The sequence below is a fragment of the Streptomyces sp. NPDC029151 genome (assembly GCF_055564315.1).
Genome location: NZ_JBVHWQ010000002.1, coordinates 988,797 through 1,009,635, shown reverse-complemented (window position 1 = coordinate 1,009,635; position 20,839 = coordinate 988,797). Strand labels below are relative to the sequence as shown.

Annotated in this window: 20 protein-coding genes and 1 tRNA gene; 17 read left to right on the top strand and 4 right to left on the bottom strand. The window is 71.7% G+C overall.

All coding sequences use genetic code 11. The annotated features are described in order from the left end of the window. The first annotated feature begins 186 nt into the window (after positions 1-186). Positions 187-2,277, top strand: a complete 2,091-nt coding sequence (locus ACZ4VF_RS12295) for a hypothetical protein (RefSeq protein ID WP_467925647.1) — start codon at positions 187-189, stop codon at positions 2,275-2,277. A 251-nt stretch (positions 2,278-2,528) separates the two neighbouring features. Continuing rightward, positions 2,529-3,701, top strand: a complete 1,173-nt coding sequence (locus ACZ4VF_RS12290) for a glycosyltransferase family 2 protein (protein ID WP_467925646.1) — start codon at positions 2,529-2,531, stop codon at positions 3,699-3,701. A 129-nt stretch (positions 3,702-3,830) separates the two neighbouring features. Here the strand turns inward: ACZ4VF_RS12290 and ACZ4VF_RS12285 are convergent, their stop codons facing one another. Continuing rightward, a complete protein-coding gene (locus ACZ4VF_RS12285) occupies positions 3,831-5,240 on the bottom strand; it encodes a polysaccharide pyruvyl transferase family protein (RefSeq protein ID WP_467925349.1) in 1,410 nt (469 codons plus the stop codon). A 244-nt stretch (positions 5,241-5,484) separates the two neighbouring features. Here ACZ4VF_RS12285 and proB point away from each other — a divergent pair, with 244 nt between their 5' ends. The 5 genes from proB (at position 5,485) to ACZ4VF_RS12260 (ending at position 10,728) form a co-directional block, all read left to right on the top strand. Continuing rightward, positions 5,485-6,591, top strand: a complete 1,107-nt coding sequence (gene proB, locus ACZ4VF_RS12280) for a glutamate 5-kinase (protein ID WP_467925644.1) — start codon at positions 5,485-5,487, stop codon at positions 6,589-6,591. A gap of 242 nt (positions 6,592-6,833) precedes the next feature. After that, the gene (locus ACZ4VF_RS12275) at positions 6,834-7,259 is read left to right on the top strand and encodes a hypothetical protein (RefSeq protein WP_467925347.1); all 426 of its coding nucleotides are present in this window, start codon (positions 6,834-6,836) and stop codon (positions 7,257-7,259) included. 334 nt (positions 7,260-7,593) lie between these two features. Further along, complete coding sequence (locus tag ACZ4VF_RS12270) at positions 7,594-8,880, top strand: glutamate-5-semialdehyde dehydrogenase (protein ID WP_467925345.1); 1,287 nt, start codon at positions 7,594-7,596, stop codon at positions 8,878-8,880. 121 nt (positions 8,881-9,001) lie between these two features. Continuing rightward, positions 9,002-9,574 carry an SCO2584 family spore wall biosynthesis protein gene (locus tag ACZ4VF_RS12265; RefSeq protein WP_467925343.1) on the top strand — a complete coding sequence of 191 codons (573 nt, stop codon included), beginning with the start codon at positions 9,002-9,004 and terminating at the stop codon, positions 9,572-9,574. Positions 9,575-9,660: 86 nt separating this feature from the next. Continuing rightward, the gene (locus ACZ4VF_RS12260) at positions 9,661-10,728 is read left to right on the top strand and encodes an SCO2583 family membrane protein (protein ID WP_467925341.1); all 1,068 of its coding nucleotides are present in this window, start codon (positions 9,661-9,663) and stop codon (positions 10,726-10,728) included. 43 nt (positions 10,729-10,771) lie between these two features. Here ACZ4VF_RS12260 and ACZ4VF_RS12255 read toward each other — a convergent pair whose 3' ends face one another. Next, entirely contained in the window at positions 10,772-11,854 is a 1,083-nt protein-coding gene (locus ACZ4VF_RS12255; RefSeq protein WP_467925642.1) for a M48 family metallopeptidase, read from the bottom strand. Between the two features lie 102 nt (positions 11,855-11,956). On the opposite strand from ACZ4VF_RS12255, the gene ACZ4VF_RS12250 reads away from it, so the two are divergent. From ACZ4VF_RS12250 to ACZ4VF_RS12220, 7 genes are all read left to right on the top strand, one after another. Then, positions 11,957-12,121: a hypothetical protein gene (locus ACZ4VF_RS12250; protein WP_467925339.1), complete on the top strand. Its 165-nt coding sequence runs from the start codon at positions 11,957-11,959 to the stop codon at positions 12,119-12,121. Positions 12,122-12,287: 166 nt separating this feature from the next. After that, positions 12,288-12,452 (top strand): hypothetical protein, encoded by a 165-nt coding sequence (locus ACZ4VF_RS12245; RefSeq protein WP_393598561.1) that lies wholly within the window; start codon positions 12,288-12,290, stop codon positions 12,450-12,452. 56 nt (positions 12,453-12,508) lie between these two features. Then, positions 12,509-13,195, top strand: coding sequence for a nicotinate-nucleotide adenylyltransferase (gene nadD, locus ACZ4VF_RS12240; protein WP_467925337.1), 687 nt, complete (start codon positions 12,509-12,511; stop codon positions 13,193-13,195). 16 nt (positions 13,196-13,211) lie between these two features. Further along, positions 13,212-14,930: an LCP family protein gene (locus ACZ4VF_RS12235; protein ID WP_467925335.1), complete on the top strand. Its 1,719-nt coding sequence runs from the start codon at positions 13,212-13,214 to the stop codon at positions 14,928-14,930. A 158-nt stretch (positions 14,931-15,088) separates the two neighbouring features. Next, positions 15,089-15,532, top strand: coding sequence for a ribosome silencing factor (gene rsfS, locus ACZ4VF_RS12230; protein ID WP_467925333.1), 444 nt, complete (start codon positions 15,089-15,091; stop codon positions 15,530-15,532). After that, positions 15,532-16,200, top strand: coding sequence for a histidine phosphatase family protein (locus tag ACZ4VF_RS12225; protein ID WP_467925331.1), 669 nt, complete (start codon positions 15,532-15,534; stop codon positions 16,198-16,200). Before rsfS ends, ACZ4VF_RS12225 begins: the two co-directional genes overlap by 1 nt. A gap of 93 nt (positions 16,201-16,293) precedes the next feature. Then, a tRNA-Ala gene (locus tag ACZ4VF_RS12220) sits at positions 16,294-16,366 on the top strand. Positions 16,367-16,454: 88 nt separating this feature from the next. Here the strand turns inward: ACZ4VF_RS12220 and ACZ4VF_RS12215 are convergent. Next, on the bottom strand, positions 16,455-17,357 hold the full coding sequence (locus tag ACZ4VF_RS12215) for a helix-turn-helix transcriptional regulator (protein ID WP_467925329.1): 903 nt from the start codon (positions 17,355-17,357) through the stop codon (positions 16,455-16,457). 382 nt (positions 17,358-17,739) lie between these two features. On the opposite strand from ACZ4VF_RS12215, the gene ACZ4VF_RS12210 reads away from it, so the two are divergent. The 3 genes from ACZ4VF_RS12210 (at position 17,740) to ACZ4VF_RS12200 (ending at position 19,584) form a co-directional block, all read left to right on the top strand. Then, entirely contained in the window at positions 17,740-19,104 is a 1,365-nt protein-coding gene (locus ACZ4VF_RS12210) for an MFS transporter (protein WP_467925640.1), read from the top strand. Positions 19,105-19,173: 69 nt separating this feature from the next. Beyond that, positions 19,174-19,347 (top strand): hypothetical protein, encoded by a 174-nt coding sequence (locus ACZ4VF_RS12205; RefSeq protein WP_365699502.1) that lies wholly within the window; start codon positions 19,174-19,176, stop codon positions 19,345-19,347. A gap of 3 nt (positions 19,348-19,350) precedes the next feature. Next, complete coding sequence (locus tag ACZ4VF_RS12200) at positions 19,351-19,584, top strand: hypothetical protein (protein WP_030653820.1); 234 nt, start codon at positions 19,351-19,353, stop codon at positions 19,582-19,584. Here ACZ4VF_RS12200 and ACZ4VF_RS12195 read toward each other — a convergent pair. Continuing rightward, the gene (locus ACZ4VF_RS12195) at positions 19,574-20,782 is read right to left on the bottom strand and encodes a glycosyltransferase 87 family protein (RefSeq protein ID WP_467925327.1); all 1,209 of its coding nucleotides are present in this window, start codon (positions 20,780-20,782) and stop codon (positions 19,574-19,576) included. The two genes, ACZ4VF_RS12200 and ACZ4VF_RS12195, sit on opposite strands and share 11 nt — an antisense overlap. Positions 20,783-20,839: the final 57 nt, after the last annotated feature.

Genomic DNA, 20,839 nt, shown 5'->3' with positions numbered 1-20,839 from the left:
ATCAGAGGTAATTAAGACTTTGGGAATTCAGGCCTCTGCGGGTACCCGTTCACCGGGTATTCGCAGAGGCCTGTATCCGTACCTCACCCAATTGCCGGTCTCTCCCGGCATACCTGTACAAAACCGGCACTCCCCCCTCCCAGAGCAGGTTTCTCCGTGATATCCACCGCTATTCGCGTCGCCCGGGTGGGCAGCGCGGCCGAGCTTGCCGCGGCGGCCCTCGTGATGCTGGGCTTCCCCGCGCTCATGCTGGCCGCGCTCGTCCCGAGCGTTCCCGCCTTCGCGGCCCTGGCCGCCGTGACGTACCTGGCGGATCACTATCTGCACCGCAAGGGCAGCTACCTGATCAACCGCCTCAGCAAGGTCCGCGCGGGCCTGTCGATCCGCTTCCTGATCCGGCAGCTGCTGCTGATCCTCCTGCTGGCCCGGCTGTCCCTGTCGAACGACCTGCTCTTCTACGGCGCGGTCGCCTGCTTCATCGCGTTCTACGGCCTCCAGGCCCCGCACGGCGCCCTGGTCACCCTCATCCGCAACCGCCGCCGGATGCCGGTCGCCACCCGCAACATCGACCTGAAGTCCCGCATCCGCATCCCGGACGCCCCGCCGCGCGGGCTGCTGCACCGCTCCGCGGAGAAGATGCTGCACCTCGACCTGTGCGCGGTCGCCGGCATCCTCGTCTCCGCCGAACTGGGGTCGGCCGGCTTCGGCTTCCTCGGCATCGGTCTCACCGTCGGCGGGGGCGTGGGGTACGTCCTGCGCCTGCTGCCGTACGTGCGGGGCCGGCGGGTCCCGCCGAAGGCCGACGTCGTCCTCGCCGCCGTCGACGACTGGCTGGCCGTCTACAAGCCCGAGACGGTCCTGTACTTCTCCGGGTCCAAGGACTCCGCGTACCAGGTCAACATGTGGCTGGAGACGATGGAGCAGCTGGACACCCGGCCGCTGATCATCCTCCGCGAGCGGGTCATCCTGAACAACCTCGCGCCCACCACGGTCCCCGTCATCTGCGTGCCCGGAGGGGTGCACCTGATGAACCTGGACCTGTCCACCGTGCGGGTCGCCCTCTACGCGGCCAACGTCGGCAAGAACATCCACCTGCTGCGCGTGCCCACCATGAAGCACGTCTTCATCGGCCACGGCGACAGCGACAAGCTCGCCAGCGTCAACCCGTACAGCAAGGTCTACGACGAGGTGTGGACCGCCGGCCGGGCCGGTCGCGACCGCTACGCCATCGCCGACGTCGGCGTCCGCGACGACGACATCGTGGAGGTCGGCCGCCCGCAGCTCGCCCCCATCCAGAGCTGGCAGGGCGTGCCCGAGGATCGCATCCCGACCGTGCTGTACGCGCCCACCTGGGAAGGCTGGGACGGCAACCCGGGCAACACCTCGATCGTGCTCGCCGGCGAGAACATCGTGACGAAGCTGGTCACGGCCGATCCGCCGGTCCGCGTCCTGTACAAGCCGCACCCGTTCACCGGCACCGTCAGCAAGGACGCCAAGGCCGCCCACCAGCGCATCACCGCCCTGGTCGAGAAGGCCGCCGCCGAGCGCGCCGCCGACTCCCGGTTCACCGCCGACACCGCCGCCCAGGCCCAGGCCAAGGCCGAGCTGGCCCGCATCGAGGCCCGGCTCGCCGAGCTGGCCGGCGCCGGCGGCAGCAAGGGCGACGAGGCCGAGGCCACCCGCGACGGCATCGTGGACGTGCACCGGCACGAGGAGATCGCCCGGCTGCGCGCCGCGTGGAACGACGCCTACTGGCGCTCCTTCCCCTCGTACGAGCACCGCGTCATCACCGGCGCCGAGCCGCGGCTGTACGACTGCTTCAACGTCTCCGACGCGATGGTCTCCGACATCTCCTCCGTCGTCTCCGACTTCATCGCGAGCGGCAAGCCGTACGCCGTCACCGACTCCGGCGAGCTGGGTGCCGAGGAGTTCAAGCGGCACAACACCGCCGTGCGCGCCGCGGTCATCCTGTCCAACAGCGCCGCCGAGCTGGGCGGGCTGCTGGACGCCGTGCGCGACCCGTCCGCCGACCCGCTCGCGGACGCGCGCAAGGAGCTGAAGCAGTACCTGCTCGGCCCGGACGAGCCGAAGTCGATCGACCAGTTCAACGCCGCGGTCGCCGATCTCGCCCTGAAGGCCGAGGCCCGCAACGTCGGCCAGCAGTCCCGGCTGGGGGTGGCGAACGCCGATCCCGCCGAGGCGGCCGAGCTCACCAACGCGGTCCCGGGCCAGCGCACCGCGACGGCCGGGGAGACGGACGGCGTGAACGCCGGCTGACCGCTCCAGCGTGACCACCGGGCCCCCGAGGACCTCCTCGGGGGCCCTCTTCGCGCTCCGTCCCGCCTCAATCGGGGATGCACCTGTGAGGTGCACCACTCTTTGCCTTCCGCAAGGCAACCGCTTGCGCAAGGTGTCCGTCTAACACATTGCGATTGAGGTGATACGGGGGAAATATTCCGTGACTAGGGGGAAGAGTGACCGTCGTGACGCAGCCTGATGTGACTGTGATCATCGGGGCGTACGAAGCGATGCCGTACCTGGTGGAGTGCCTGGCATCCGTCGAGGCGCAGACCATCGGCCCGGCGCGCATGGAGGTCATCGCGGTCGACGACGGCTCGACCGACGGCACCGGCGAGTGCCTGGAGGAGTTCGCGGCCCGCGCCCCCATGTCCGTCACCGTCGTCCGCCAGGAGAACTCCGGCGGGCCCAGCGGGCCGCGCAACGTCGGCCTGGACAAGGCGACCGGCCGCTACGTCTTCTTCCTCGACGCCGACGACCGGCTCGGCCCCGAGGCCCTGGAACGCATGGTCGCCATGGCCGACAAGAACGGCACGGACGTCGTCCTCGGCAAGGTGGAAGGCGTCAACCGCAGCGCCCCGAAGTCCATGTGGGGCAAGACGCTCGACCGGGCCGACGTCTTCACCTCCAACATCAAGTTCACGCTCAGCGCGCAGAAGCTCTTCCGCCGCTCCCTGCTGGAGCGGCACGGCATGCGCTTCGACGAGTCGCTGTTCACCGGCGAGGACGCCCTGTTCACGCTGGAGGCCTACCTGCGCGCCGACGGCGTCTCCGTGGTCGCCGACTACACCTGCTACTACCTGGTCGGCCGCGACGACGGCAAGCAGGTCACCAAGACCGGCAGCTACACCCTCCGCTTCGACTCCGCGCGCGCCCTGATGAAGCTCATCGCCGACATGGTCCCGGCCGGCGAGAAGCGCGACCTGCTCATGGTCCGGCCGTTCCTCATCACGCTGCTGCCCCAGTTCGGGCCCAAGTTCCTCACCGACAGCGAAGAGGTGCGCCGGCACAAGTTCGAGCTGGCCAAGCCGCTGATGGACGCCTACTGGACGCCCGGCGTGGCCCGCCGCCTCAAGGTGAACGAGCGGCTGCGGCTGCACCTGGTCGCCATGCAGCGGCCCGAGCTGCTGCTGGACGTCGTCACGTTCGTCAAGGCGAAGAGGCAGGCCGCGGCCGTGCTGGAGAAGCGCGGCACCCGCCTGTACCTGATCTACCCGCACTTCCGGTCCAGGAAGGCCGGCATCCCCGACGAGATCTACCTCGCCGACCCCCGGGAGGCCCGCCCCTTCCTCGGCTACCGGGAGGCCGCCGCCCAGTCCTTCCCGCGCCGCGCCCTGCGCAAGGCCCGGCGGACCCTGCGGCGCGTACTGCCGGGGAAGGGCTTCGGGGCGGCGGCGGCCTGAGCGGCCCGCGCCGGCGCGAGGGGTGAGCCCGGGCCTGACCGCCCGGGGCTCCGTGCCGCCGCAGGTCTGCTCCTGCTCGCCCGCCGGTGCGCGCGCCGCGGGAGCGGATCCGCTCCCGCCTCGCTCCTGCTACTGCTTGCCCGCCTGCAGCGCGCGCCGCAGGGGCCGGCCCACCACGCGCCGCGCCCGCCGGTAGACGGACGCGGCCGGGGCCGGCACCACCGCCGCGGCCTTCTGCTTCGCCTTCTGCGCCTTCGCCAGCTCCCGCCGCAACTGGGCGTTGTTCTGGGTCAGTTCCGCCATCTGGCTCTGCAGCCAGCCGAACCGGCTGCTGAGCGAGGCCAGATCGGTGTCGTTCCACGGCCGCACGCCCGGCGGGAACGACAGCGCACGCATCCTCTTCTCGAAGGCGGCCCCGCCGTCGCCGTGGGTGAAGGTGTTCCGCAGCCCGTTCCTGTCCAGGAACGCCACGAACCGGTCGAAGCGCTCCCCGTGGCCCCCGACCAGCCGACTGAGATCGGCCTGCTCGTACAGCCGGGCCGGATCCGCCGCCTCCGGGTCCTTCGCGACCTTGTCCAGCCGCAGGTGCGGGATGTCGAAGTACCGGCACAGCTCCAGCGTGCGCGAGTCCCCGCACAGCACCGTCGCCGGCGTCCCCGCGAGCAGCGCCGCGATGTTGCCGTGGATGCGCGAGCCGAAGGAGAAGTCGAAGTCCCGCAGGTCGTCGATCCAGGTGACCGGGTCGACGTACACCCGCACCTTGCCCTCCCGGTACATCGGGTGGTCCGGGTGCGTCGGCATCGCCGTCACCAGCGCGTTCGGGTCCGTCAGGTCCCGCCAGTGCAACTGCCGCGCGTCGCTGATGTTCTGCCCGACGAAGCACAGGTTCGGGTAGCGGGCGTGGGTGCGGCTGATGATCCGGTCCAGGCCCTGCTTCTGCACCGCGCTGTGCGAACCGTTCACCGCGACCCGCGCGTCGGAGGTCAGCTCCGGCAGCCGCTTTTGCACGTCGAGGTCGCGGCCGTGGTGGAACAGGGACGGGCAGCCGATGACCTCCACGTCCCGGAAGCCCATGTCCCGCAGGTACTGCTCGGTGAACTCGCCGCGCACCCCGATCGAGGCGCTGCGGTCCAGCACCGCCGAGCAGAACTCGCGCACGGACTGCTCCATCGGCTTCAGCCGCGCGGCGTCGTAGCCCAGCCCGGTCTGCGCGCCGACGCCCAGCACCACCACGGGGATCCGCAGCTTGCTGATGAGCCGGGTCATGCGCTTCAGCCGGCCCTCGAAGGACGGCCGGAAGGCGTTGGCCAGTGGCACGACGAAAGCGTCGTACTCCTCGTTGATCCGGGCCGCCGCCGACACGTCGGTGCCGATGCCGTTCGAGACGACCTCGGTTCCCGGCACTTCGAGGATCTTGTGCGCGGCGTCGCTGAAGATCAGGTTGCCGGCGTTGGTGGCGATGACGTCCCGGTGAAGGGCCTCCTCGAGGGAGAGGACATCGTACGGGCTCTTGCCCGATCGCAGCAGGATGCGGTTCACAGAAGGAACAGTACGTGACACAAACTTCAACTTATGTTGGTAAGACATTTTATTTCTACAGGCAACCAACACAACTTTTTTGCCGTATGCAAACGGTGAGCGAACGATTACGCACCGCCTGTCCGGGAGGTGGACCGGCGCGCACCGGCCGATCCACTTCGCGTAGATTGCGGGGCAGGCGGCAGCACAGGCGGCCGGAGCGCGCGAGGGGACGGAAGGCACCGTGTCAAGGGCAAGGCAGGCCGTGGGTGAGGCCCGCAGGATCGTCGTCAAGGTGGGCTCCTCGTCACTGACCACCGCCGCGGGCGGCCTGGACGCCGACCGCGTCGACGCCCTCGTCGACGTCCTCGCCAAGAGCCGCGGCGGCGCGGAGCGGGAGGTCGTCCTAGTCTCCTCCGGCGCCATCGCCGCCGGACTCGCCCCGCTCGGCCTGCGGCGCCGCCCCAAGGACCTGGCCCGCCAGCAGGCCGCCGCCAGCGTCGGCCAGGGCCTGCTCGTCGCCCGCTACACCGCCTCCTTCGCCCGCTACGGCGTCCGGGTCGGCCAAGTCCTGCTCACCAGCGACGACATGAGCCGCCGCGCCCACCACCGCAACGCCTCCCGCACCCTCGACAAGCTGCTCGCGATGGGCGCCCTCCCGATCGTCAACGAGAACGACACCGTCGCCACCGACGAGATCCGCTTCGGCGACAACGACCGCCTCGCCGCCCTCGTCGCCCACCTCGTCCACGCCGACCTGCTGGTCCTCCTCTCCGACGTCGACGGCGTCTACGACGGCGACCCCAGCAAGCCCGGCACCTCCCGGATAGCGGAGGTCAAGGGCCCGCAGGACCTCGCCGGCGTCGAGATCGGCAGCGCGGGCAAGGCCGGCGTCGGCACCGGCGGCATGGTCACCAAGGTCGAGGCCGCCCGGATCGCCGCCGCCGCCGGCATCCCCGTGGTGCTGACCAGCGCCGTCCACGCGGCCGAGGCCCTCGCCGGCGGCGACACCGGCACCTACTTCCACCCCACCGGCAAGCGCTCCGCCGACCGCCTCCTGTGGCTCCAGCACGCCTCCACCCCGCAGGGCGCCCTGATCCTGGACGACGGAGCCGTGGACGCGGTCGTCAAGCGGCGGACATCGCTGCTGCCCGCCGGAATCGCCGCCGTGGAGGGCGAGTTCAGCGCGGGCGACCCCGTCGAACTGCGGGACGCGACGGGCCGCGCGGTGGCCCGGGGGCTCGTCAACTTCGACGCCAAGGAGATCCCCCGGCTGATCGGACGGTCGACCCGGGAACTGGCACGGGAGCTGGGCGCCGCCTACGAACGCGAGGTCGTACACAGGGACGACCTGGTGCTCCTGCACGCCTGACTCTCGCAAAACAGCTCGTAAAACAGGGCGTAAGGAACGCCCCCGGTGGGGGACGTTCCGTAAAACCCCCACGCGGAGCCCGGCGGCCTGCTCAACTTTGTCTCGGGGACATGTTGATGGGAACACGTTCCGTCAAGGGGCCATGCGAGCCATACGAGCCAAGCGCGCCTTGCACGCCACGCGAGCCGTGCGCGCCGGGCACGCCATGCGAGCCGAGCGAGCCATGCGTGAAGGAGGCCGTCGTGAGACGAGTGCGCCCGGGGGCGGCGTCCCGCGGTGCTCTGACGAGCGTCGCGGCCGGGGACACCTATGAGGAGCCCAAGGACCTGCCCAGGCTGTGGCACGTCACCCTCAGCGTCTCCGGGGAGAAGGTGCCCCTGCCCGAACTGCGGCGGGCCCTGGAACAGCTCGCCCACGACCACCCCTTCCTGCTGACCAGCAGATACGCGACCGACCACGCGGAGATCCGGTACTGGGAGGAGGCCCGCGACCTGCACGACGCCGCCGCCGTGGCGCTGCGCCTGTGGGGCGAGCACCGGCAGAGCGCCGGCCTGCCGCGCTGGGAGATCGTCGGCCTGGAGGTCATCGACCGCGAGACTTACCACCACCGCATCGCCGAGGGCTACGGGCCACCACCGGCGACACCGGTGGGAGTGCATCCGTTCTGAGCCGGAGCGGGGGCCGGGACCGAGGCGGAGCGGGGGCCGCGGGGCCGGGGGCCGGGACCGAGGCGCGGGCCGGGGATCCCGGAGCCGCGGGTTCCGGGAGTTCCGGAATTCCGCTGGTTCCGGCAGTGCCGGGGCCCGGGATCCGGTCGCCTCGCGGGGCTGCAACGGGAAGGGCGCGGGGGTAGGCCTGGGGGCCGTGGCGCGGGCAGGGGTGGCGGTTCGCCCCCTTTGGGATGCCCCGGGGCGGCGATTCGCCCCCTTTGGGGTGTGCCGGGGTGTCTCGGGGTGTGGGACGTCCGCTGAACCGCCGCGTCCCGCGCACTACCCTTCCCTCATGACCACGCTCTCTCCGTACGACTCGATGTCCCCGGTCACCCAGGCCGCCTACCGGGCCAAGGCCGCCGCCGCCGACCTCGCACCGCTCCCGCGCGCGGTGAAGGACGACGCGCTGCTCGCCATCGCCGACGCCCTGGAGGTCCGGACCGCCGAGATCGTCGAGGCCAACGCCAAGGACGTGGCCAAGGCCCGGGAGAACGGCACGAGCGAGGCCATCGTCGACCGGCTCACCCTCACCCCCGAGCGGGTCCGCGCCATCGCCTCCGACGTCCGCGACGTCGCCGGGCTGCCCGACCCGGTCGGTGAGGTCGTGCGCGGCTCCACCCTCCCCAACGGCATCGACCTGCGCCAGGTCCGCGTCCCGCTCGGTGTCGTCGGCATCATCTACGAGGCCCGCCCGAACGTCACCGTCGACGCCGCCGCCCTCTGCCTGAAGTCCGGCAACGCCGTCCTGCTGCGGGGCTCCGCCTCCGCCTACGAGTCCAACACCGCCCTCGTCCGGGTGATCCGCGACGCCGTCGGCGGCGCCGGGCTGCCCGCCGACGCCGTCCAGCTGGTGCCGGGGGAGAGCCGCGACTCCGTCCGCGAGCTGATGCGCGCCCGCGGCCTGGTCGACGTCCTCATCCCGCGCGGCGGTGCCTCCCTGATCCAGACCGTGGTCAACGAGTCGACGGTCCCCGTGATCGAGACCGGCACCGGCAACTGCCACGTCTACGTCGACGCCCAGGCCGACATCGACACGGCCGTCGAGATCCTGATCAACTCCAAGGCCCAGCGGGTCAGCGTCTGCAACGCCGCCGAGACCCTCCTCGTCCACCAGGACATCGCCCCCGAGTTCCTGCCCCGCGCCCTGGACGCCCTCGCCGAGGCCGGCGTCACCGTCCACGCCGACGAGCGCGTCATGGCCTACGCGAAGGACTCCAAGGCCACCGTCGTCGAGGCGACCGCCGAGGACTGGGAGACCGAGTACCTCTCCCACGACATCGCCGCCGCGGTGGTGGACTCGCTGGACAAGGCCGTCGAACACATCCGGCTGTGGACCTCCGGCCACACCGAGGCCATCGTCACCACCTCCCAGCAGGCCGCCCGCCGCTTCACCCAGCTGGTCGACTCCACCACCGTCGCCGTGAACGCCTCCACCCGCTTCACCGACGGCGGCCAGTTCGGCTTCGGCGCCGAGATCGGCATCTCCACCCAGAAGCTGCACGCCCGTGGCCCGATGGGCCTGCCGGAGCTGACCAGCACGAAGTACATCGTCACCGGCGACGGACACGTGCGCCGCTGACCCGTTCACCCGTCCGGCCGAGCCCGCCGGCGCGCGGCCGGTGTCCTGAACGCCGTCTCACCAGGCAGACGAATTTCCATACCGTCTGCCCAAATTGACCCCCCAGGACTACTCTGGACCCGTGCCGGAGGACGTGGGGGGTACGCCGTTCCCTGACGGCTGGGAGCCCGACGACGACCACGACCACGGGGTGTCGGACGAAGAGTTCGCCTCCGTGGTCTTCGACGAGGCCTTCGTGCAGGCGGCCACGGTCCATGAGCCGACCGCCGTCGAACGCCTCCTGGCCGCCGCCCAGGCCAGAGCCGAGGCCTCCGAGGCGGAGACCCGCCGCGCCCGCGCCCGCAGCGAGCACTACGACGACGGCCACGGCCCCGACGGCATCGCATTCGGCCAGGATCAGGACGACGACGAGCTGGACGACACGTACGTCCTCGGTGTCCGCCGCGGCGCCTTCGGCCCCTACGGCAGACAGGTCCGCTGGCACCGTCCCGTGGCCTGGGTCCTCGCCGTCGTCATGGGCATCGGCATGGTCGCCCTGGCCTTCGCCGCCGTGTACCGGGGAAGCTCCTCGGGCACCCGCGACCGGGTCCCCGCCCCCGCCTCGACCGGCCTGGAACAGGGCGGCGCCTCCCCGCCCGGCGCCCCCGCCGACCCCACACGGCCGGCCGTACCGGCCGTCCCCCACTCACCCTGAACGCCCGCCCGCGCTTGGTGAGAACCTGTCAGAAGTTGTCGAAAGCAGGGCGTTTACCCGGCCTCCGCGAGACCTACTCTGAAAGTATGGGCGGGCCTGGAGACCCACCGGAGGGGACACCCGAGGGCGGCCCCGGAGGTGCGGAGGACGAATACCGATCCGTCGTCTTCGACGAGTCGTTCGTCCGTGCTGCCCGCCTCCAGGAGTTCTCCGCCAAGGAGCGGATGGCCGACCGCACGCCCGCCGTCCGCCGCCGTCCGCCCCTGCACCGCGGACTCGGCCGGCAGGCCCTGGCCCTCGTCCTGCTGATCGCCGTCGCCTTCGGCACCGCGATCTACATGGGCGTCCGCCACCCGTACGGCTCCCCGGGGGTCCGGCGGCCCGTGGAAGCCCTGCGGATCACGGTCATCCCGCTCGCCCCGCAGGGCAAGGTGCCCGGCGCCGCCGACGCCGAGAGCCTGTACGCCCGCAGCCCCGCCGCCCCCTTCGAGGTCGGCGCCGAGGGCATACCCCTGCCGGCCTCGCGCAGCACCTCCCACTTCTCCGACAGCCAGGTGGTGGCCGCCCTCACCACCGTCAAGGACTACCTCGTCCGCTCCTCGCTCTACCCGGAGGTGCTCACCGGCCGCGAGGTGCGTCCCGCCCGGTCCCTGATCGACTCCGACCAGCTCGACCAGTTCGACCAGAGCTTCGACCACCCGGCGGCCGACGGCCGGCACGCGCCCACCGGCTGGGTGATCCGCATCGACCCCGCCCGGGCCCAGCTGGCCGACGACCGGATCCGTGTGCTCGGCTCCCTGGAGGTCACCGAGGCCGACCCGGCGACGCTGGAGATCACGGCCGACCACACCTTCGTCTACGCCCTGCGCCCCACCGGCGCCGCCGGCGCCCCCGCATCCCTCTTCACGGTCCGCCGCGAGGTGACCTTCCACCTCGACCGCGACGACCTGCGCACCCACCAGGTCCAGCTGATCACTTCCCACGTCCAGGCGGGCCCCCTCGCCTGCGCCGAGGACTCCGCCGCCTACCTCCGCCCCCTCCTGGCCGGCCAGACGGCCCGCTCGGGCGCCCCCGCGGGAACCAACCCCTACGAGACGGACAGTCCCACGGCCCTGTGCGGGACGCTGGCCACGGGGGCTCAGCCGAAGGTGTGAGCGCCGCCGAGACGGGCGGCCGCCAGGCGTGCCCCCTCGGCTACTACTCGTCCCCGCCCGGGGCGTCCCCCTCGGCCGGCGGGGGGCTCCGGAAGCCGTCGAAGCCTCGGCGGACCCGGCCCCCGATGTCGCCCGCGCCGCCCGCGAGGTCCGTGACCAGCTTCATCAGCGGGTCCTTGGAGCTCTTCACATCGCTCGCGTAGCTGGCCGCCGACTCGCGGAAGGAATCGCTGACGGACGTGTCCTTGTCCTCGGTGCGCCGCGGGTAGTGCCCGTCCATGAGCCGCTGGTAGTCCCGGGACTCGGCCCACTTCTTCAGCTCGGCGGCCCGCACGGTGGTGAACGGGTGCGAGCGGGGCAGCACGTTCAGGATCTTCAGCACGGAGTCGCGCAGATCGCCACCGGACTCGTACTCCTCGGCCTGCTCCAGGAACGCGTCCACGTTCATCTCGTGCAGGTGGTTGCCGCCCGCGATCTTCATCAGGCCCCGCATCGAGGCCCGGACGTCCTGGCCCACCAGCAGCCCCGCCCGGTCGGCGGACAGCTCCGACTTGCGGAACCACTCCCGCAGCGCCGTGATGATCGCCATGATCGCGAGGTTGCCCAGCGGGATCCAGGCGACCTTCAGCGCGAGGTTCGTCAGGAACAGCAGGATCGTGCGGTAGACCGAGTGCCCGGACAGCGCGTGCCCCACCTCGTGGCCGACGACCGCCCGCATCTCCTCCTCGTCGAGCAGCTCCACCAGCCCCGTGCTGACCACGATGATCGGCTCGTCCAGCCCGATGCACATCGCACTCGGCTGCGGGTCCTGCGTGACGTACATCGGCGGGACCTTCTCCAGGTCCAGGATGTAGCACGCGTCCAGCAGCATGTCGTGCAGGTGCGTGAACTGCCGCTCGGAGACCCGCACCGAGTCGGACAGGAACAGCAGCCTCAGGCTCCGCTCCGGCAGCAGCCCGCTGAGCGCCTTGAAGACGGTGTCGAACCCGCTCAGCTTGCGCAACGCGACCAGGGCCGAACGGTCGGCCGGGTGCTCGTACGCGCGCGAGGAGATCCCCGGGAAGCGCCTGCGCTGCCTGCTCGGCACCCGCTCGTACCCCGCGTGCTGGTGGCCGTCGTCGGACATGTCTTCCCCCATGCGTCTGAGTGCCCCACTGCGCCCCCGAGGCGGGGACCAGCCTAGGCGGAGATACCGTGGACGGGCAGTACACCCCGAAGGAGTCCCGCCATGGAGCACCACCCCGTAGCCGCCCGGCTGACCGAGGCCGCCGCCGGCGCCGTCCAGCAGCACGGAACGGGAAACCTGCTCCGCATCGTGCTGATCGTGATGGTCCTCGGCTGTGTCCTCACCGCCTGGTTCCTGCTGCGCGGCTACAAGCGGAAGGACGACTGACGAGCGGGGAAAGTTCCCCGCCGCCGGGCGCCTGACGCCTGCCCGGAGCCCGCGCCGACGGCGCCCTCCGTCCCCAACGGCGGAGTCGGCGTGATCGCCGCAGCGCCGCCCGCTTACGATGAGCCGACATCTTTATTCCGCCCACACGCGATAGGTCCTGCCGAAGATGAGCTTCCACAGCGCCGCAGCCCAGTTGGTCACCCTTGCCGCCGAGGGCGGGGAGCACGGCGGAAACCACAACAGCCTGAACCCGGCGGTCACCGGCGGCGGCGCCCTGATCATCCTGCTCCTGCTGCTGTGGATCACCACGCGTTTCAACCGCGACCGCTGAGCGGGGACCCCGTCCCCGGCCGGACGTCCGAGACCGGGCCGGTAGGGTCTGCACGCATGGGAGAGCAGGACATGCCTACCGGTCCGGCGCACGAGACCGCCGACGACACGGTGAAGCAGCCGCAGTACGGACCGGGCCACGGCCCCGCCCACACGGGCAAGCGGCGCCTGGGCGTCATGGGCGGAACGTTCGACCCGATCCACCACGGTCACCTCGTGGCGGCCAGCGAGGTCGCCGCGCAGTTCCAGCTGGACGAGGTGGTGTTCGTCCCCACCGGCCAGCCCTGGCAGAAGTCCCACCGCAAGGTCTCCCCGGCCGAGGACCGCTACCTGATGACGGTCATCGCCACCGCCGAGAACCCGCAGTTCTCCGTCAGCCGCATCGACATCGACCGCGGCGGCCCCACCTACACCGTCGACACCCTGCGCGACCTGCGCGCCCTCAACCCCGACACCGACCTCTTCTTCATCACCGGCGCCGACGCGCTCGGCCAGATCCTCACCTGGCGGGACTCCGAGGAACTCTTCTCCCTCGCCCACTTCATCGGCGTCACCCGGCCCGGCCACCACCTGGCCGACCCCGGCCTGCCGGAGGGCGGTGTCTCGCTCGTCGAGGTGCCGGCGCTCGCCATCTCCTCCACGGACTGCCGGGCGAGAGTCGCCAAGGGAGACCCCATCTGGTACATGGTGCCGGACGGAGTCGTGCGCTACATCGCCAAGCGCGAGCTGTACCGCGGCGAGTGAGCCGAGAGGGGCACCGGTGAACGACCGATACGACGCGGGTGACGCGGGCTACGGCGCCGGTCCGTACGAAATCGTCGGCTACGACGAGTACGGCCGGCCCGTCTACGGGCAGGTCCCGGCCCAGCAGACTCCGCAGGCCCAGCAGGCCACCTACGATCCGTACGCCCAGCAGCAGGGCTACGGCTACGACCCCTACGCCACCGGCCTGCAGCAGCCGGCCCCCTCCTACGACCCCGGCCGGCAGCCGCCCGCCTACGACCCCTACGGCTCCCAGACCCCGTACGACCCGTACGCCACCGGCACCCAGGACGCCACGGGCCACGACCCCTACGGGCAGGCCGCGAGCAGCGGACAGCAGCCCCGGGTCGCCGAGCAGACCGCCTACATCCCGCAGCAGGCCGGACCCGCGGAGGACGTGCAGACCCCGCAGGAGACCGGGCCCGACCCGGGCGAACCGGACTACCGCACCGAGCAGTTCGCCTTCGTCGAGGAGCCGGACGGCGACTCCGAGGACGTCATCGACTGGCTGAAGTTCACCGAGAACCGCACCGAGCGCCGCGAGGAGGCCCGCCGCCGCGCCCGCAGCCGGATCATCGCGCTCCTCGTCGTCCTCGCCGTCGTCGCGGCCGGCGGTGTCGGCTACCTCTGGTACGCCGGGAAGCTGCCCGGCCTGTCCTCCTCCGACGGCGGGACCGGCAGCGGCACCCCCGTCACCGCCCAGAAACGGGACGTGCTCGTCGTCCACCTGCACAACACCGCGAAGGGCGGCACCTCCACGGCCCTGCTGGTCGACAACACCACCACCAAGCAGGGCACCACGATCCTGCTGCCCAACTCGCTCGCGCTGACCGGCGACGACGGCTCCACCACGACCCTCGCCAAGTCCGTGGACGACGACGGCTCCTCCGGCACCCGTGACCAGCTCGACACGGTCCTCGGCACCAGCATCCAGGGCACCTGGCGCCTCGACACGCCCTACCTGCAGAACCTCGTCGAACTCGTCGGCAACATCGAGGTCGACACCGACACCGACGTGCCCGACCCGGACGGCAGGAAGAAGGGTGCCGCCCCGCTCGTCCACAAGGGCCGGGAGCAGACCCTCAGCGGCAAGATGGCCGTCGCCTACGCCACCTACCGCGCCGCCGGCGAGTCCCAGAACGCCCAGCTGGAGCGGTTCGGCCAGGTCATGCAGAGCGTACTGCGCAAGATGTCCTCCGACCCGTCGTCCGCCACGACCACCGTGCAGACCCTCGCGCAGATCCTCGACCCGCCGCTCACCGACAAGGACCTCGGCGCCTTCCTCGCCAAGCTCGCCGACCTCGCCAAGAGCGGCGCCTACAAGACCGCCCTGCTGCCCGTGCAGGACGACGGCACCCTCAGCGCGCAGACCAGCGACAGCGTGGTCAAGGACATCCTCGGCGGCACCGCCAAGAGCCCCGACGCCGGCTCCGCGGTCCGGGTCTCCGTGCAGAACGCCACCGGTGTGAAGGACGACACGGAGAAGGCCCGCGTCGTGCTCCTCAACGGCGGCTTCACCTTCCTGGAGGGCGGCAGCGCCTCCGGCACCCAGGCCGCCTCGAAGGTGCTCTACGCGGACGCCGCCCACAAGGCCGACGCCGCGGAGGTCGCCAAGACCCTCGGCCTGCCCGCCGGCTCCGTGACCAAGGGCGGCGTCTCCTCCGGAGCCGACGTCTCGGTGGTCCTCGGCAGCGACTACAAGCCGTCCTCCTCCTGACCCCGGGGCCGCCTTCCGGACGGGAGGGCGGCCCCGTGGGGCACCCCACGTCCGGCAGCAGCACCCGCTGAGCCGCGGTGCTGCCGTAATCACGTGGGGTGCGCCGGGCGGTCCGTGAGACCCTTGATGGCAAAAGACCGCCGACGGAAAGCCGTGTAGTGACCGCCACCGACCGTTCCCTTGAGCTCATCAGCACCGCCGCCCAGGCGGCGGCCGACAAGCTCGCCCACGACGTCATCGCCTACGACGTGAGCGACGTACTGTCGATCACGGACGCCTTCCTGCTGGCCTCCGCGCCGAACGACCGCCAGGTCAGGGCCATCGTCGACGAGATCGAGGAGCGCCTGCTGAAGGAGCTCGGCGCCAAGCCGGTCCGCCGCGAGGGCGACCGCGAGTCCCGCTGGATCCTGCTCGACTACGTCGACATCGTCGTCCACGTCCAGCACAGCGAGGAGCGGGTCTTCTACGCCCTGGAGCGGCTGTGGAAGGACTGCCCCGAGCTCGAGCTGCCCGCCGACGCCAAGGCCACCCGCGGCAAGGCCGAGGAGCACGCCCGGACGCAGGCCGCCGAGGCCGACCAGGAGCCGGGCGGGGAGTGGTGATGAGCGCCACAGGTGAGGTGACCGACCGCAAGGGCCGGGGCCGCCGCATCATCCTGTGGCGCCACGGCCAGACCTCCTGGAACGTCGAGCGCCGCTTCCAGGGCACCACCGACGTCGAGCTGACCGAGACGGGCCTCGAGCAGGCCCGCCGCGCGGCGCGGCTGCTGGCCTCCCTGCGGCCGGACGCGATCGTCTCCTCGGACCTGCAGCGGGCCGTGCACACGGCGGCCGAGCTGGCCGCCCTCACCGGCCTCGACATCACGCGCGACGAGAGTCTGCGCGAGACCTACGCGGGCGTCTGGCAGGGGCTGACGCACGAGGAGATCATCGCCCGGTACGGCGAGGAGTACGCCGCCTGGAAGCGCGGCGAGGCGGTCCGCCGCGGCGGCGGCGAACTGGAGACCGAGGTCGCCGACCGCGCCGCCCCCGTCGTGCTGCGGCACGTCGAGAAGCTGCCCGAGGACGGCACCTTGGTCGTCGTCAGCCACGGCGGCACCATCCGCACCACCATCGGCCGGCTGCTCGGCCTGGAGGCCCGGCACTGGGAGAGCCTCGGCGGCCTCTCCAACTGCTGCTGGTCCGTGCTCGGCCAGGGCGCCCGCGGCTGGCGCCTGCTCGAGCACAACGCGGGCACCCTCCCGGAGCCCGTCCTCGGCGACGACGACTGACCGTCCCGAGGGCCCCCGACCCCGGATTTCACTTTCCGGCAGGTCACAGGCTAAAGTTCTTCTTGTTCGCCCCGCCGAGCGGGAAGAACACAAGGGGCTATAGCTCAGTTGGTAGAGCGCCTGCATGGCATGCAGGAGGTCAGGAGTTCAATTCTCCTTAGCTCCACTGATCGACACTCTGTTGAGTTGTCAAAGATCGGTGATGAGGATCCCGTCCCCGCAGGGGGGCGGGATTTTCTGTGTCCGGCCTCCGATCAGCCGCGGACGCGTTCCTCGGCCTCGACCTCCTCTCCCCGTACCGGCGGCCACAGCCGCTCTCTCCGCTCCCGCAGCAGCGCGATCTTCGTCCGCGCGTCCTCGTCCTCCGGGCTGTAGACCACGATCCGGCACTCCGGCATCCCGTCGATGGACAGCGACTGGGAGGTCATCCGCATCTCGCCGACCGCCGCGTGCCGGAACGTCTTCACCCGGGGCCCCGGAGGCACCACCTCACCGTGCGCCCACAGCTCCGCGAACCAGGGGCTCGCCGCCGACAAGCCGCGTATGTAGTCGTCCCAGGCCGGCTCGCCCACGTGTCTGCCGTAGGAGGACCGCAGCGTCGCCACCATCAGCGGCAGCTCCGTCTCCCGGTGCACCAGCGGACAGATGCCGTCCGGCAGCGTGAAAAGCGTCCACAGCACGTTCGGCAGGCCGGTCCTGGCGGTCTCCGGCACCAGGAACAGATCCCGGTAGGCCGCGTTGGTCGCCAGGACGTCGTACCGCGAGTTGTAGACCACCGCCAGCATCGGGTCGAGGGCGTCGATGATGCCCTGCACCGCCGGGCCGATCTGCCGGGCCAGGCCCTCCGGGTCCGGCTGGAACGGCACCTCGGCCAGCCGGTACAGGTGCTCCCGCTCCGGGGGGTCCAGCAGCAGGGTCCGCGCGACCGCGTCCAGCACCTGCGGCGAGGCGTTGATCGGCCGGCCCTGCTCCAGCCACGTGTACCAGGTCACGCCGACACCCGAGAGCTGCGCCACCTCCTCCCTGCGCAGCCCGGGCGTGCGCCGCCGAAGGCCCGGCGGCATCCCCACGTCGGCCGGCGTGACCCGTGCCCGCCTGGTGCGCAGAAAGGCGGCCAGCTCCGGCCTGCGCCGCTGTGTCCTCGTCCCCATCGTCATCCCCCGTCGTCCCCGTCGTCCCCGTCGTCCCGATGACCCCGTGGCCCTCAGCCCCGCGGACCCGTCGTCCCCGCGTCCCCGTCGTCCCCGTCGTCCTCGTCGTCCCCGTCACATCGTCGGTACGCGGACCCGGCCCTGCCAGGTGCTGGCAGTACCAGCATCGGCGGGCACTCGGCACCCGTACCGCCCCGCCGTCACGCTCGACGCCATGACGACGACATCCCGGACCGGTCCGGGCATCGAGCCCGTTCCGAACCTCGCGACCAGTGAACCACCCGCCACCGACAGTGACCCCGCGACCGTCGGCCACCGAGCCGCATCACCCGTCACGCACAGTGAAGCACCCGCCACTGACAATCGTCCTCGGCTGCTGCTCGGGGTGCTGCTCGCCGCCCTGTTCATGGCAGCCCTCGACGTCTTCATCGTGAACGTCGCGGCCCCCACGATCGGTTCCGACCTGCAGGCCTCCGGCGCCGACCTCCAGCTGGTGATCGCCGGCTACACCATCACCTACTCCGTGCTGCTGATCACCGGCGCCCGGCTCGGCGACCGGCTCGGCCACGGCCGCGTCCACTTCGCCGGGCTGGCGCTGTTCACCGCCGCCTCGCTCGCCTGCGGACTGGCCCAAGGCTCGACCGAGCTGATCGTGTTCCGGCTGGTGCAGGGGGCCGGCTCGGCGCTGATGATCCCGCAGGTGCTCAGCCTCATCCAGCGCACCTTCACCGGCGAGGCCCGGGCGCGGGCGCTCGGCGCCTACTCGGCGGTCCTGGCCGTCGGCGCGGCCGCCGGACAGGTCGCAGGAGGCGTGCTGGTCAGCGCCGACCTGTTCGGTACCGGCTGGCGGCCGGTGTTCCTGGTCAACGTCCCGGTGGGGGCCGCACTGCTGGTGCTGGGCCGGCGAGTCCTTCCCCGCGGCGCCGCGGGCGGCCGGGAGCGGGCCCGGGCTCTCGACCTGCCCGGTCTGGTGCTGCTCGGTGCCGCCGTCTCGCTGCTGACGGTGCCGCTGGTGCTCGGGCAGGAGGAGGACTGGCCGCTGTGGTCCTGGCTGTCGCTGGCCGGAGCGGTGGTGCTGTTCGCCCTGTTCTGCGGCTACGAGTCCCGGCTGGCCCGGCGCGGCGGCGCCCCGCTCATCACCCCCCGCGTGCTGCGCCACCCCGGCATCGGGAGGGCCGTCTTCCGGATCCTCGCGGCGATGTCGGTCAACGCCGGCTTCCTCTTCGCCCTGACCCTGCACGTCCAGGGCGGCCTCGGCTACAGCGCCCTCAGGGCGGGACTGAGCTTCGCGCCGACCGCCGCCGTCTTCGGCGCCGTCAGCCTGACCTGGCGGAAGTGGCCGGCCGCCTGGCAGCGGGCGCTGGCGCCGGCCGGGTTCGCGCTCACCGCGGTGTCCGTCGCCGTGGTCGGGCTGGCCTTCCACGGCGGTGGTGACGGGGGAGCGGCCCTGTACGCGGGGTACGCGGGCACCGGTGCGGGGCTCGCGCTCGCCTTCAGCCCGACGCTCACCGGCGCGCTGGCCACCGTACGGCCCGAGGACGCCGCGGACGCCAGCGGTCTGCTGGCGACGGTCGCGCAACTCGGACAGCTGATCGGCGTGGCCGCGTTCGGCACACTGTTCCTGAACCGGCTTGAGTCATTCGGGGCCCTGCGCCCGTACACCTCCGCGGAGGCGTTCTCGGTGAGCGTCTGGGCGCTGGCCGCGACGGCCGCGGTGGGGAGTGTGTCCGGACTGGTACTGAGGCGTCGCTGACCGTATTGCTCCGGCCGTGGCAGAATCAAACGGCCGGAAGGGGGCGCGGCCCGACGGGAGGGAGTAGCGATGCCTGCGAGCATCCTCGAGGAGGTCGGCCACCTCCTCGGTGCGGCGTTGATACGGGACACGACCGCCCGGCTGAGCTGCCCTTCCTGCGGTTCCGCACATGTGGCCCAGGTTCTCGGCGACAATGGCGGAATCTCCTACGTGTGCACGGCCTGCGGCCACAGCTGGAGCTGATCGATGGGTGCACACCGGCGAAAGTGCGACTGGTGCGGGAGCGGTACGCCGATCGTCCGCGACATGGAGCCGATCAATCCCGACTACCAGTACTGGTGCGAGGAATGCGCGCGGGCGCTGATCATAAAAGGCGACCCGATCGAGACGTACCGGGAACTGGAGGGTGAGCCGATCTACGGCCGCCTCCTCGAGGAGCACTGCACGCTCAAGCGGTTCTACCAGTTCGTCACGGCCTGACACGGACCTCGTCGCCGGACCTCGGCAACGATGTCCGGGCCCGTGCGAGGAAGAGCGCACCGGTCGCCCCATAGACGGCTGACAGCGCCAAGGCCCCCCAGGTCAGGTGCAGTTCGGGCCGGCCTTTTCCGTGCGGCACCCACCAGGGGGCGTACGAGCAGAAGACCAGCAGGGTGCCCAGGGCAGCGGCCCGGTGCCGGCGTGTCCACAGCAGCAGCACCAGGGGCACGCACCACACCCAGTGGTGGGTCCACGACACGGGGCTGATCAGCAGGGCGGTGACCGCGCAGGCGCACACCGCCCAGGCCCGTCGCCCCCGCAACTCCGCCCGCACGGCCACGGTGAGCCCCACGGCGCCCGCCACGGCCGCGCAGGCCGCCCAGAGGACTCCCGGGTCGGGCGTGTGCAGGAAGCGGGCCAGGAGGCCGCGCAGCGCCTGGTTGGCGGTCTCCTCGGCGTGCCCGGCCCGGCTCGGACGGAACACCATGTCCGTCCAGAACCGCCACGAGTCGTACGGCAGGACGGCCGCCGCCAGCAGTGTCGCCCCGGCGAACGCGACGGCCGCCCCGCGCGCGTGCCGCAGCCACGGCCCTCCGTCGCCGCCCCCCAGGCGGGCCACCAGGCCCGTGACGAGCAGGTACACCGGGAACAGCGCGGGCGTCAGCTTGACCGCCGCGGCCAGCCCCAGGCCCACCCCCGTCCAGCGGTCGTGCCCGCCGGCGGGGCGGCGGGTCAGGTCCCACAGCACCAGGACGGCGAGCAGCAGGTTGATCTGGCCGTAGCGCAGTGTCGTCCACACGGGCTCGCACCACACCGCCGGCGCCGAGAGCCACCAGACGGTCTCCGCGCGCGTGTGGCCGACGAGTCTCAGGGACAGCCGTACGAACACCACCAGCAGCGCGAGGTTGCCGGCCGTCGCCAGGGGGCGCAGGAGCGCGGTGTCCAGCAGGGGGAGCGGGGTGAACAGCAGGGCCGCGAACGGCGGGTAGGTGGTGGGCAGGCGCGCGGCCGTCGCGCGCAGGGCGTACAGGTCGCCGCCGGCCCGTACGGCGGCCCCCTCGGCCCGGTAGACCATCAGGTCGATCATCGACACGTGCGCGGCCCGCTGGGCGGCCCAGAACGCCGCGAAGGACAGCAGGCACACCCCCACGGCGACCGGCATCCGGCGGCGGGCGGCGGGAGACGCGATCATGGTCACGAAGCCGACATTAGTGCCCTAATCGGGACGGGCGGGAAACCGATTTGGTGCTGCACT

Coding starts and splice junctions, on each gene's coding strand:
- ACZ4VF_RS12290 (WP_467925646.1), top strand. CDS start 2,529: ATGCCGTACCTGGTGGAGTGCCTGGCATCCGTCGAGGCGCAGACCATC.
- ACZ4VF_RS12270 (WP_467925345.1), top strand. CDS start 7,594: ATGACCACGCTCTCTCCGTACGACTCGATGTCCCCGGTCACCCAGGCC.
- ACZ4VF_RS12255 (WP_467925642.1), bottom strand. CDS start 11,854: ATGTCCGACGACGGCCACCAGCACGCGGGGTACGAGCGGGTGCCGAGC.
- ACZ4VF_RS12205 (WP_365699502.1), top strand. CDS start 19,174: ATGCCTGCGAGCATCCTCGAGGAGGTCGGCCACCTCCTCGGTGCGGCG.
- ACZ4VF_RS12250 (WP_467925339.1), top strand. CDS start 11,957: ATGGAGCACCACCCCGTAGCCGCCCGGCTGACCGAGGCCGCCGCCGGC.
- nadD (WP_467925337.1), top strand. CDS start 12,509: ATGGGAGAGCAGGACATGCCTACCGGTCCGGCGCACGAGACCGCCGAC.
- ACZ4VF_RS12245 (WP_393598561.1), top strand. CDS start 12,288: ATGAGCTTCCACAGCGCCGCAGCCCAGTTGGTCACCCTTGCCGCCGAG.
- ACZ4VF_RS12260 (WP_467925341.1), top strand. CDS start 9,661: ATGGGCGGGCCTGGAGACCCACCGGAGGGGACACCCGAGGGCGGCCCC.
- ACZ4VF_RS12200 (WP_030653820.1), top strand. CDS start 19,351: ATGGGTGCACACCGGCGAAAGTGCGACTGGTGCGGGAGCGGTACGCCG.
- ACZ4VF_RS12215 (WP_467925329.1), bottom strand. CDS start 17,357: ATGACGATGGGGACGAGGACACAGCGGCGCAGGCCGGAGCTGGCCGCC.
- ACZ4VF_RS12225 (WP_467925331.1), top strand. CDS start 15,532: ATGAGCGCCACAGGTGAGGTGACCGACCGCAAGGGCCGGGGCCGCCGC.